A 12,747-nucleotide genomic window follows, 5' to 3' on the forward strand; every position below is an offset into this window, starting at 1 on the left:
CATTCTATAAATCCCTGACTCGTCAGGGGTTTTTCTTTATCTGGCATTAGGTAATAGAGCAGTGTAGGTCACACAAAAGGTCACACATGCTCAGTTCACAGCGATTAGCTAAACAAGATTCGCTTTACCTCCACAAGAACAGCAAATGGTGTTTGTTTCTTCCATTGGTCTATCCGTATTGACGGTAAGCACCACCAGCCTAGCCTAAAGACTCGTAGTTATCATGAAGCTGTTAAATCAGCACTTGAGTTGTTAAAGCAGTCCAATATCTAACTAGAAGATGTCTACAAGTCGGTAGCTATTTAAAACTCATTTGTCTTTATGTTGCTGTCGAGGTTTTATAGTAGTATCGATAGTATCCAACCAAGTTACTTGAAATAAACAGCACCTCCATCAAAACGGCCGTCGGTGAACCCACAACATAATTGTGTATCAACCATAAAGTAGTACCAACAATCATTAACTCTCTTAAACGGCGATCGTCCTTATTAAACGCCGCAGCCGTTTGAAAAAGAGAAGCAAAACAACTGAGAATACTGACTAATCCGGCATAGGTAACGACGGTCGAAAGCACCGAAGCTGAATAGAATAGATACTTAAGCTTTGATGATGTAGAAAATACGCTGGTTAAATATCGAATGGTAGCGATAATCATCAAACTTGCAGCTGTCCATTTTTCTAGCAAAATAAAATGACTGGAAATCAGCGTTCCTGCACAGAAAAGAGAAGCAACAATTTTTCGCCTATCTTTGAACTGAAAAGACATCAGGTCAAACCCAATGGCTATAGCAACAAGAACCTGAGATAAAACAAATGGTGTCATGAAAACCTCTTTTTATACCGCAGTGTTAAGTGGTTAATAACACGACGATTAAACCTATGCCATTGTTTTTTTGGAAGTTCTGCATATTTCATGTCAAACGACCCTAGTGATAGTAAAAAATATGGAATCATCCTTTGCTGCCATAGGCACCGTGCCGCTACGGTTATATTAGTTAGCTAGACTGGAAAACCGTTTACTCTTGATTGCTCAGCTCAGCTCAGCTCAGCTCAGCTCAGCTCAGGGCCAATGCCCGATGTGTCACCTAGTACGACATAAATTGTTTTTTCTGTTTTCATCATCTGTTTTCCTAATCTCGTTGCAATGGGGTCAGTATATTGATTGGGAAAGATTTGATAATTAAGGAATAATTGAATTAACCATTCAGGTTAGTCGAATAATTAAATTTGAGAAGAGTGTAGGAAAGTCTTCGGATATCACGCTATTTATTAGCATTGCGAAGAGTTCAGGGCAGGTTGCCGCTGTTAGATAGCTACATTTAGCACCAACACTGCGAACGGCAAGGTTGTCGTCGCTTGAAAGATCGTTATCGGTTAAAGCTGCTCAATCGCAATACGATGCTCATTTCGTTGTCGAACCGGGCACGCTGAAATGACCTTGGACAAAGCCTTGTCAACGAATTTTCTGAATTATCGTTCACAACCCTAATCATAACAGGGTGTTATCATTTAAATAAATAATGATAATTTTATTCACTTTCTCTATGCCATATACTCCTTCCGATCAAAACAAAGCTGAAACGTTAAAGGTATTGGGAGCAAATTATGAAAATGAACCACGTAGGTATCATGGTTGGTGATATGGACAAAGCGGTTGAGTTCTATACTAAAGCGCTAGGTCTGCGTGTTGTAATGAATAACACCAAAGTGATTGAAGAACGAGAGTCAGCGATTGGACGTATGTGCATTGCCGTATTTGGGGAAGGTTTTAAAGGCTTTAACATCGCTCATCTGGTAACAACAGATGGTATCGGTGTTGAACTGTTTGAGATGAAAGGGCGTCAAGAACGTCATGAAGTAAACTTCTCTCGCCTGGGTATCTTCCACTTCTGCTTACAGCTACCCAAAGAGCAGTTTGATGCAGCAATCAAGCGTGTTGAAGAGTATGGCGGTAAAGTTCGTATGGACATCATGCGTTATCATCCAGAAGACGAGCTAAAACAAGCACAAATGGTATATCTAGAAGACCCGTTTGGTAACCTGTTTGAGTTCTACTCACATTCTTACGAAGACACTTACGCTTCAGACTATGAATAAGTAAATACATAAAGCAAAAGGTTGGCTCTGATGCCAACCTTTTTATATTAATTCCTAGATCAGAGATAAGACCCAAAAGCCAATATCTTCTGAATAGTGGTTCTTAGCTTATATCAACCTGCATCAAAAGAGCTTTCGATAACTTTAATGATTTGTTCATAACGCTTAGCTAGTGGTGAATTCAGTTTACTAACCAAGTACACAGGCTCTTGTATCTCTGCGGTAATATTGAATATTTTTAGCTGTTCTTTGTCCGCGAACAAGTTGACGCACCATCGAGGAACGACCGTAAAACCGATCCCCTTGGCTATCGGAACCAATATTTGATGCACTTGATTAATGTAGCTTTGTGTCGAAACCTCCTCCAAATCGACCAAACGAAGCAAATCATTGTTCGCTTGATTAACATAAGTTTGGAAATAATGAGCTAAATCAGGATGACGCACGACACCCAACGCCATTAACAATTCATTTATAGGCAAACTTTCGTCAGCGGAAAGCGGTAGTACAAGCGCCAGACACTCAGCTCCAATAGTACAGCTAGCAAAATATTTAGGATTGGGTTCTTTTGTTACTAAACCAATATCCAATTTTCCCTGCAGTATCTGCTCAAATATACGTTGGTTTGGTGTTGCTTCTAACTCAATAGATAAGCCTGGATAACTCGCTTGCAACGAAAGTAATTCTGAATATATTAACCAAGCGAAAGTCCCCGAACAGCCAATAGTACAGCGACCTCGGAAAGGCTCGTCGTGGGCCAAATTCTGTAATAACTCAAACTCATCTTCAAAGTGTTTGACAGCATAGTCGTAAACTTTCTGCCCATAGATTGTTAACTCAAACTTCTTGTTGAACCTCTTTATCAGAGGATAACCGCAAGCCGCTTCTAGTTTATTTATGTGCTGGCTTACCCCAGGCTGCGTCATATGGAGTAATTCGGCCGTTTTAGTAAAGTGTCCGACATCGATCAATGTTTTAAAAGTGTTGAGCCAAATAGGATTGAGCATGATTAGAAACCAAAAATTATTAATAAATATATTTTCGATAATCGTAAATTATACTGAAAGCCGACCTTTTTGTCGCTATCGTTCAGAGATAACGACTGGTTCATGACGACCTTCAATCAGCTTACGTTGGACTGCTCTGGTCTCCAATGATGAGCTCTGGAAATACCAACCTTAATTATGGCTAGTCATCGTTGTTTAAAATACTCTCACTTTTACTCCCGAATCACCTTTTTCAAACGTGCAAATGTTTTCATTGATTCATTCGCGGGGATGGTTTGATAATCAGGGTTGTTCGCTTTCAACCAATATTGGCCTAGATCATCCTTTTGAACCACGCGTAAGAGATATTGATCATCGCCGGATTCATCTTGTATTTCGATAGCCATCGTAAGACCAGTAATGGAACCTGCCGATGTTGGCGTGACAAATTCGAGTAGCAGTAAATCACCGTCATAAATTGGCGATTTTCCTCCGTTCATGGAGTTGCCAGAAGCTCTCGCCAAAAAGTGCGTTTCAGCGCTAACGTTGTGCATATCGATTGGCATGAACTCAACATCATTACTTGAGCCAGTCTTAAAGTGACCACAGGCAATTTTTAGGTTGGGATAATAGGGCAGTAGAGTCTCATCATTGACGGCTTTCTGTATTGGTAGAGGCGTGGTTTTCTTTTGCTCCCTGTCTGTATATCTTGCGAGCTGTAAATCAACTAGCTCTTTCACGAAATCGTGAAAGAATGGAATCAGGGCAGGCGCAACCGTAAAGCTCGCTTCTAGCTTGCCATCTGTATTGTTAAACCAAGCATTCCCTTGCTTGGTATTACCACCGACAAAAGCATTAATTGGGTTGTTTAGCCAATATTTAAGCCAAGCGGAAGAATCTGCTGCTAAACGTTGATTCTGTTCTGAAAGATCAGCAGTTTTGAGCTGAGGGTACCGTGAGAGCACATGCCAACTTTTAGCTGATAATGCTTCAACTGTCGGTGGATGATTAAAACCATCAAGCTCTAAGTAGGCTTCTAGAAGGATGGCTTTGAAGCATTTGGTCATGCTCATTTTCTGGATAGCATTCAAAAAGAACGTTTTGTGCTCGTCGGCGAGTTGTTGGAAGTCTGCGTCGTTGCTCATTGTCGCAACCAGCTCTAACCAGCTACCGTGTTGTTTATTGACTTTGTTAAAGTCGTGTCCTGCTCGGTAAAATTCTACGGCTCTTGGTCGGTGTCCTAAGTGATTGGTAAGGTTTTCAAACTCTTCTTTGGCAGAGTAACGCAGTTGCTTACTGAGCTCTTGCCAAAAGCTGACGATTTGAGGATCGATATTGATAAAACAACCTTCGCCTAACTCAGGACTCGCGACCAGAGTGCCGTTATGTTTGGATAAAACGGCTGTCGATTTAATACCAAGCACTTCCTGCTTGTTTAAAAATGAACGATGATTCCCGATGAAATCCAATACGACCAAATGGGTTTTGTTTGTATGTCGTCGAAGACCGCGGCCCAACTGCTGGATAAAGATTATGTTGGACTCTGTTGGGCGCAGCATCAGTACAGTATCAATAGATGGTAAATCCGTGCCTTCGTTAAACAGATCAACTGAGAAAAGGACTTGAACTTCACCTTTGTCTAGCATGGTCAACGCTTCGTTGCGACGAACTGAGGACTCACTATGAACAGACAGTGCTTTTAAGCCTAGTGCTGCGTATGCGGTATTGAACTGTTGCGCCATAAAGTCGGCATGCTTTTTAGATACGCAAAATGCCAAAGTGCGAGATTGTTGATTGGCTTCCCAGTGCTTAAATATATGCTTCGCTCTTCGAGTCGTCGCAAACTGGGCATCAAGAGCCGCTGGATCGAACTTACCATTTCTCCAAGGAATTTCTTGGTAGTCAACCGAGTCATCCCAAATGCCATAGTAGTGGAATGGCACTAGAATCTCACTGTCAATGCCATGCACTAAGTTACGCTCAAAAACTAAATTATCGTGGCACAGTGATAGAATGTTGGCTTGATCAGTTCGTTCTGGTGTTGCGGTTAACCCTAATAAAAACGCCGGCTCAAAGTAATTGAGGATATTGAGATACGTTTTTGCGCTGGCATGGTGAAATTCATCCACCACAATGTAGTCGAAGTAATCCGCTGCAAAATGCTTGAGGTTTTCTTCTTTGCCCAAGCTTTGTACCGAGGCAAATAACATCTCTTTTTGCTTGTCTTTGGTCTTACCGTGATAGTAACCAGCTGACTTTTCCGGCCATAATTTGGCAAAGGTATTGAATGCTTGGGTTAAGATCTCTTCTCGATGAGCAACAAAAAGAACGCGTTTTGCTTGGAGTTGCTTGGCATCAAACGCAGACAACCATGTTTTCCCCATGCCAGTACCCATTACAACCAATCCACGGACGTTACCTTTATCTCGAGTATCATTGAGCGCTTCTAGAGCTTCCTGCTGTGCAGAGTTTGGTGTATACGCCTCATCATCGAGCAAGGTGGAATCACCAACAACAGAGAGCTTTGGTGGATTTCTCCGTTTGATATAGGCATCGATCCACTCATCTGTGAGTGGTGTAGCAGAGGGGTGAGAAAATAACTTGTTGAACTGCTCGCGAATATTGTGGAACTGCTTTGCTTGCTCTGAGTCGTCAGGTTGCTGATAGTCGAATCGAAGGCACCATTCGTGTGCGTCAGTCAGTGCCGTTTTACTTATGTTATTCGAGCCAACAAAGGCTGTGCCATTGAAGAAGGACTGTTCTTCATCGGTGCGTACAAAGATGTAGGATTTTAAGTGAAAACTACGACTTTGTGTTTCAAAGATCTTCACTTCGACGTCATCACCGTCTAGTTCCAGCAATGAACGCAGAGCAATGGGGTGAGTGATGTGAAGATAATCAGAGGTTAAAATTCTCAGTTTAAGTTGGCGATTGTGGCTAACCTTACGTTCGATCGCCTCATGAATGCTAGGTAGGAGTAAATCGAGCCCTGATGGTTGAATAAACGAAACCGCAATCTCAATCTCTGTCGCATGATTGATAGCATGGATGAGCTGAGGTAAAAGTGGGTCATCATCGCCCGTCGTCAGCAGGTTGTCTCGAATGGTTAACGATTGAGTCGGCATCTGTGTTCTTCCCTTACGCTCTTACCAAGATTGCATTTAACCATTGCTCGGTTTCTCGCCCAGGCCTTGCATCCGAACTCATCCAAGTTTCTACAACTTTGAGTTGGGTCGATGAAAGTGCGTCGCGAAGGGTTTGCTCATTCATGTCAGCAAAGAAACGACCGTTGCGTATTTGCTCTGTATTACCATATTTAAATGAGCAGTAGAAAACCCCCTTGGGCTTGAGTAACTCACTCAGACGCGAGAACGTTCGCGGAAGCTCTTTATTAGGAACATGAAGAAGTGAGGCGCATGCCCAAATAGCATCAAAGCTGTCTGGCTTTGCTTCAAAAGACTCAAACGTTGCGTGTGTGACGTGTTGACTTAAATACTCAGTCGCCAATTCAACAAGTGATTCGTTCGCATCAAATGCCACCACTTTGTAGCCTAAGTTTAGAAAGTTCTTACTATCTCGACCAGACCCACATCCAGCATCCAATATTTTTCCGTGATTTTCGATTCGAGGAAGAAAACGGTCGTAAAGTTTCTGAACATCAACGTTTACGGTTGTATCAAAAAAGCTTTGTGCGTTTTCATTATAATATCGGTTGGTAATGCTCATGATGCGGTTCTTTTAAGTCGAAAGGTCTAGTTTGCATCATCTTTTATTTGGCGTCTAGGAAGGAGCTAACTTGCTCTAGTACAAGATTCTCAAAATGAACAATACCTTACCGAGCGTTAGCTTACTTTCTTCTAAACAACATCATCCCCTTCCAACACACATCAACTTCTTATGAATTTGTCTTGTAGACATGTCTAGGTTTAAACGGTCTGACGGAAGGTAAAGTCTAATAAAATTAATGGATTAAACCTGTCTATATAAGTTGAGCCTGCTGCTCGATTGTGACAACACTGCAAACAAACCGACACATAATCTTCATCTTTACCCTGCAAAGTACCTTCTAACCAAACAAGACATGGCGAGCATAGAGGAGAGTTGCTTTTCGATTCCTCACGACATGTCTAGACATGTGTTCATTCGAGGGTTCGTGATGCCAGTTTACTTAGATATTGCTTCGGAATTAGAGCAAGAAGTTCGAGAACGCTACCTGCCTGGTGATTACTTACCGCCAGAGGGAAAGTTAGCGGAACGATTTGATGTTAACCGACATACCTTGCGCCGTGCCATTGATGAGTTGGTGAGTGGCGGCATGGTCCAGCGCCATCAAGGCAAAGGCAATATGGTGGTGCGTCAGCCGAGTGAGTATCACGTCCATTCTGGTGCTCACTTCACCAAAAACCTTTTGGAGCAAGGCGCACAGCCTCGTTGCGAAGTGATTCAACGTCGCTTGTTCGTTGCGCCGGCAGAAATCGCTACCCATGTTGGCGTGGAAGAGGGCGAAAAAGTCATTCACATCCGCACATTAAGAAAAACCGAAGAGTGTCCACAGACGATTATCGACCACTATTTCCCAAATACCGGCTGGTGGAACATTTTAAAGAATTTTCAAAATGGCTCTCTGCATGGGTTTATCAAACGAGGGTTAGATATCGAACTGGAGCGCAAAGAAACCAAAGTCGGCGCGAAGACACCCACGAGCGAGCAGTGCCGATTGCTGCACATCACGAACAACACCCCAATTCTAAGAGTTAGAACCAAGAACGTTATCAAAGGGACCAATATTGTGGCCGAGTTTTCCTGCTCCAATAGTCGTTCCGATGTCATTGAAATAGTAATGGAGCATTAAATGAGTGCTGTGACCGAAAGATCAAGCTGGATGTCGATATTGGCACAAAGTCAGCAGAGTGAATTAGAGCGCCTTTGGAGCGAAACCAAAATCGAGCAGAGTTATCAAGTCGTTCGCCAACCGGAGATTGGTTTGGCTCAAGTGCGTGCACGTATGGGCGGCACAGGGCGCGAATTTAATATGGGCGACGCAACCATCACGCGCGCGGTGATCAAACTAGACAGCGGAGAGATGGGGTTTAGCTACTTACGCGGTAGAAACAAGGCCCAAGCTGAATTATCGGCGGTCATTGACGCCTTACTGCAAACTCAAGTGCATCATGAGTTGTTGATGCGCAAGGTCATTGAGCCTTTAGCTGCGCTTAAGCAAGAGCAGCAACATCAGCGCGCCAAAGAAATCGCGACCAGTAAGGTAGACTTTTTCACTTTAGTTCGTGGGGAGGATTAGGTTCGTGGGGAAGATTAGGTTCGCGGGGAAGACTAGGTTCGGAGAGGATTAGAACACCATGACTACTATTACCACTGCATTTCAAGACGCTGTTCATGACAGTCAACACTGTTTTAGGCGATTACTTAAGGCGATGTCAGAACCCGGCCATATGGTCACATTACAAAGAAGTGAAGGCTTTGGGTCATTGCACAAAGCGACAACTCAGATTCTGCTCAGCATGAGCGACAATGCGACGCCGATTTGGCTGTCTCATACGCATCAACATGATGAGGTGATCAGCGACAATATTCGTTTTCACTGCGGTAGTGCGATTGCAGCAAATCAAAATGACGCGAGTTTTGCTGTCATTGCGAAGCAGGATCTCGCCACGTTCGATTGGGATGCGGCTGCATTTAACCTCGGCACAGACGAGTACCCAGACCAATCGGCCACCGTCATTGTTGAGCTAAGCGAGCTAAATGATGGCGAGCTAAGTGTCAGCAAGGCACGCGGCGGCGAACTGGGAAATGAAGGATTACGTGACGTTGTCTCGTCACAGAAATCAAATGACACCGTTACATTAACGCTCTCTGGCCCGGGGATTGAAACGCAATCGACGCTGACTTTGGGTCAACTGCCCGTCGGTTTTCAAGCATTTTTACAAACAAGGCAAGAGCAAGTGGCGTTCCCGAAAGGCCTTGATTTGATTTTAGTGAGCGATGACAAAATCGCTTGTCTACCACGCACAACTCATATCGAGGTGAATTCATGTACGTCGCAGTAAAAGGTGGTGAAAAAGCCATTCATAACGCGCATCAGTTGCAAGCGAAAAAGCGTCGTGGCGATACCACACTCGCTGAGCTCACGGTTGCGCAAATCAGCGAACAGTTAGCGGGTAGTGTTGACCGAGTGATGACTGAGGGCGGTATTTACGATCGCGAGTTAGCGGCATTAGCGGTGAAACAAGCCAATGGCGATTTGGTTGAAGCCATATTCTTGCTGCGTGCTTATCGGACGACATTGCCTCGTTTGTCCGTGTCTGAGCCGGTGAATACCAGCGAGATGAGAATTGAACGACGTATTTCTGCAACCTACAAAGATCTGCCGGGTGGGCAAGTGTTGGGTCCAACGTATGACTATACCCATCGATTGCTGGATTTTAGTTTGCTTGCCGAAGGTGAAACGCCGCAAGTGGAAACCACTGACACGGCAGAGATGGAAGCGTGTCCTCAAGTCATGGGTATCTTAGAGAGGTTGGATCTCGCCCAAGTCGAAGCGGATGATCAAAAAGTGCCAGAGGACATCACCATGAACCCGGTGAATTATCCCTGTGACCGCAGTGCCCGCCTGCAAAACTTAGTGCGTGGAGATGAAGGGTTTCTGCTTGCTTTGGGTTACTCAACACAGCGTGGCTATGGTCGCAATCACCCATTTGCGGGTGAAATTCGCATTGGCTTCTGTGATTTGAGCATTGTTCCGGAGGAGCTCGGCTTCTCAATTGATATTGGCGACATTGAATTGACCGAATGTCAGATGGTGAACGGATTTGTTGGTAGCAAAACGGAAAAAGCCAAACTGACGCGCGGTTATGGATTGACGTTTGGTTCCACCGAGCGCAAGGCGATGTCGATGGCGTTGGTTGACCGATCACTGCAAGCAGCAGAATACGATGAGGCGATTGATGGCCCGGCCCAAGACGAAGAGTTTGTGTTGTCGCACTCCGACAACGTCGAGGCTGCGGGTTTTGTTTCTCATTTGAAACTGCCTCACTACGTTGACTTCCAAGCAGAGCTAGAGCTGCTCCGCAAAATGCAAAAAGAATACGAAGAACTTGTTCAATCGCAAGGTGAACAACATCAGGAGAGCCAGTTATGAGTCAAACACAAACCATGCCTCATGCTCAAGGGGTGAGTGGCTATAACTACGGCTACTTGGATGAGCAAACCAAGCGAATGATCCGCCGAGCGCTGTTAAAAGCCGTGGCGATTCCTGGTTATCAGGTTCCATTTGGTGGCCGTGAAATGCCAATGCCGTACGGCTGGGGCACGGGTGGAGTACAGATCACCGCCGCGATCATCGGTGAAACCGACACGCTCAAAGTGATTGACCAAGGTGCGGATGACACCACCAATGCGGTGTCGATTCGTGAGTTCTTTAAGTCGGTTGCGAATGCGACAACGACTGAGAAAACCGTTGAAGCATCGATTATTCAGACGCGTCACCGTATCCCTGAGAATACGCTAGAGAAAGATCAAATCTTGGTGTATCAGGTGCCAATTCCGGAACCGCTGCGCTTTATCGAACCTCGTGAGTCTGAAACACGCAAAATGCATGCGCTAGAAGAGTACGGGATCATGCACGTCAAATTATATGAAGATATCGCGCGCTACGGTCATATTGCGACGGCGTACGCTTACCCTGTGCGTGTAAATAGTCGCTACATCATGGACCCTTCTCCAATTCCAAAATTCGACAACCCGAAAATGGACAATATGGCGGCACTACAACTGTTTGGGGCGGGGCGAGAAAAACGCATTTATGCCGTACCGCCGTACACTCGCGTTGAGAGCTTGGACTTTGAAGATCACCCGTTCGAGATTCAAAAGTGGGATGAGCCGTGTTCGATTTGTGGTTCGACCGACACCTTCCTCGATGAGGTCGTGATGGACGATGAAGGAAACCGTATGTTCGTCTGCTCTGATACTGATTACTGCGCTGAACAAGTGGCGAAAATGGAGGCAAACGCATGAGTATCATTACGTCAGATAATTACATTGCGTTAGACAATCAACAATTTTTAGACGGCAGTGAAGAACAACCACTGCTCTCCGTGCGAGGATTAACCAAACTGTATGCACCGGGCAAGGGGTTTTGCAATGTGTCGTTTGATCTTTTCCCTGGTGAGGTGTTGGGTATTGTCGGTGAATCTGGCTCAGGTAAGAGCACGTTACTTAAGTCGTTGTCTGGTCGACAAACACCGGATAGCGGTGAAGTGTTGTATGTGCGGGGGCGCGGCCAAGACCAAATCACTCAATTAGAAGACTTATACCAGATGGCGGAAAGCAGCGTCGTCAGCTACTTCGCACAGAGTGGGGTGTTGTGCACCAACACCCGATGGACGGATTACGAGCTCGGGTTTCTGCAGGGGGCAACATCGGCGAACGTTTGATGGCGGTAGGCGAGCGAAACTACGCCGCTATTCGCGAAAAATCAACCGAGTGGCTGACGGATGTGGAAATTCCGCAAGACCGTATTGACGACATGCCCACCACTTTTTCCGGCGGTATGCAACAGCGTCTCCAGATTGCTCGTAATCTAGTTACGCATCCAAAACTGATTTTTATGGATGAGCCAACAGGTGGTTTGGACGTGTCGGTACAGGCGAAATTACTCGACCTATTACGCCGACTTGTCACCGAGCTAGAGCTTGCTGTCGTAATCGTCACGCATGATTTGGCGGTCGCACGTTTGCTGGCACACCGACTGATGGTGATGCGCCGCAGTGAAGTGGTGGAAACGGGGCTAACGGATCAGGTACTTGATGATCCTCAGCACCCATATACCCAATTGCTGGTCTCTTCTGTTCTTCAGAACTGATGGCTCAATCTAGGAATTTTATCATGACATGTCATAACAACACTGACGTTTCCGAAACAAAAATTAACGTTTCAAACGTGAGCAAAACCTTTGTCCTGCATAACCAAAACGGCATTGAACTGGAGGTACTAAAGCAGGCAGATTTTACCGTCGCGAGCGGTGAGTGTGTGGTTTTAAATGGCCGTTCGGGGTCCGGTAAATCAACGTTACTGCGTGCACTGTATGCCAACTACACCGTCGATACAGGTGATATAGAAGTGGTGCACCAAGGCCGCTGGGTCAATATTGCTAAAGCGCAGCCTCGAGAAATCATCAACGTACGTAAACACACCATCGGTTGGGTAAGTCAGTTTCTGCGTGTGATTCCTCGCATTAGTGCGTTAGAAGTGGTGATGCAGCCGATGCTAGAAATGGGGGGCTGCCGCCGCGAAGCGGAACAAAAAGCGAAATCGCTACTGACTCGTCTTAATGTCCCAGAACACTTGTGGGATCTTGCGCCTGCCACCTTTTCTGGTGGTGAGCAGCAACGCGTTAATATCGCGCGCGGCTTTATTGTGGATTACCCCATTTTGCTGTTGGATGAGCCTACCGCTTCGCTTGATGCAACCAACAGTGGCGTTGTGGTCAGCCTTATTCAAGAAGCCAAACAGCGAGGTGCCGCGATAGTGGGTATTTTCCACGATGAGGCAACTCGCGATCAGGTCGCTGACCGATTGTACGACGTGAAAAAGAAGACCGAGCAAGCGAGTGCTCAGTCCGATTCAATTTCAGCATGCGCATAACGGG

At 45.3% G+C, this 12,747-nt stretch carries 11 protein-coding genes and 1 pseudogene; 8 read left to right on the forward strand and 4 right to left on the reverse strand.

The genetic code is table 11. The features are described 5' to 3' along the window. Positions 1 to 319: 319 nt before the first annotated feature. Positions 320 to 823 (reverse strand): YgjV family protein, encoded by a 504-nt coding sequence (locus SU60_RS10095; RefSeq protein WP_041155404.1) that lies wholly within the window; start codon positions 821 to 823, stop codon positions 320 to 322. A 782-nt stretch (positions 824 to 1,605) separates the two neighbouring features. On the opposite strand from SU60_RS10095, the gene SU60_RS10100 reads away from it, so the two are divergent. Continuing rightward, positions 1,606 to 2,097, forward strand: a complete 492-nt coding sequence (locus tag SU60_RS10100) for a VOC family protein (RefSeq protein ID WP_041155405.1) — start codon at positions 1,606 to 1,608, stop codon at positions 2,095 to 2,097. A 113-nt stretch (positions 2,098 to 2,210) separates the two neighbouring features. Here the strand turns inward: SU60_RS10100 and SU60_RS10105 are convergent, their stop codons facing one another. The 3 genes from SU60_RS10105 to SU60_RS10115 form a co-directional block, all read right to left on the reverse strand. Continuing rightward, positions 2,211 to 3,104, reverse strand: coding sequence for a LysR family transcriptional regulator (locus SU60_RS10105; RefSeq protein ID WP_041155406.1), 894 nt, complete (start codon positions 3,102 to 3,104; stop codon positions 2,211 to 2,213). A 212-nt stretch (positions 3,105 to 3,316) separates the two neighbouring features. Next, entirely contained in the window at positions 3,317 to 6,208 is a 2,892-nt protein-coding gene (locus tag SU60_RS10110) for a DEAD/DEAH box helicase family protein (RefSeq protein WP_041155407.1), read from the reverse strand. Positions 6,209 to 6,221: 13 nt separating this feature from the next. Continuing rightward, positions 6,222 to 6,803 (reverse strand): class I SAM-dependent methyltransferase, encoded by a 582-nt coding sequence (locus SU60_RS10115; protein WP_415679346.1) that lies wholly within the window; start codon positions 6,801 to 6,803, stop codon positions 6,222 to 6,224. Positions 6,804 to 7,239: 436 nt separating this feature from the next. On the opposite strand from SU60_RS10115, the gene phnF reads away from it, so the two are divergent. From phnF to phnL, 7 genes and pseudogenes are all read left to right on the forward strand, one after another. Continuing rightward, the gene (gene phnF / locus SU60_RS10120) at positions 7,240 to 7,935 is read left to right on the forward strand and encodes a phosphonate metabolism transcriptional regulator PhnF (RefSeq protein ID WP_041155409.1); all 696 of its coding nucleotides are present in this window, start codon (positions 7,240 to 7,242) and stop codon (positions 7,933 to 7,935) included. Beyond that, positions 7,936 to 8,382, forward strand: a complete 447-nt coding sequence (gene phnG, locus SU60_RS10125; protein WP_041155410.1) for a phosphonate C-P lyase system protein PhnG — start codon at positions 7,936 to 7,938, stop codon at positions 8,380 to 8,382. A gap of 58 nt (positions 8,383 to 8,440) precedes the next feature. Further along, on the forward strand, positions 8,441 to 9,148 hold the full coding sequence (phnH, locus tag SU60_RS10130) for a phosphonate C-P lyase system protein PhnH (protein ID WP_041155411.1): 708 nt from the start codon (positions 8,441 to 8,443) through the stop codon (positions 9,146 to 9,148). Next, positions 9,133 to 10,239, forward strand: a complete 1,107-nt coding sequence (locus SU60_RS10135; protein ID WP_041155412.1) for a carbon-phosphorus lyase complex subunit — start codon at positions 9,133 to 9,135, stop codon at positions 10,237 to 10,239. The genes phnH and SU60_RS10135 overlap by 16 nt, the downstream gene beginning before the upstream one ends. Beyond that, the gene (locus SU60_RS10140; RefSeq protein WP_041155413.1) at positions 10,236 to 11,114 is read left to right on the forward strand and encodes an alpha-D-ribose 1-methylphosphonate 5-phosphate C-P-lyase PhnJ; all 879 of its coding nucleotides are present in this window, start codon (positions 10,236 to 10,238) and stop codon (positions 11,112 to 11,114) included. Before SU60_RS10135 ends, SU60_RS10140 begins: the two co-directional genes overlap by 4 nt. After that, positions 11,111 to 11,961: pseudogene (gene phnK / locus SU60_RS10145) on the forward strand (phosphonate C-P lyase system protein PhnK). The gene SU60_RS10140 and the pseudogene phnK overlap by 4 nt, the downstream one beginning before the upstream one ends. 23 nt (positions 11,962 to 11,984) lie before the next feature. After that, entirely contained in the window at positions 11,985 to 12,743 is a 759-nt protein-coding gene (phnL, locus tag SU60_RS10150) for a phosphonate C-P lyase system protein PhnL (RefSeq protein WP_041155414.1), read from the forward strand. The last annotated feature ends 4 nt before the right edge of the window (positions 12,744 to 12,747 follow it).

Source organism: Vibrio mytili, from assembly GCF_000830505.1.
Taxonomy (GTDB): Bacteria; Pseudomonadota; Gammaproteobacteria; order Enterobacterales; family Vibrionaceae; genus Vibrio; species Vibrio mytili.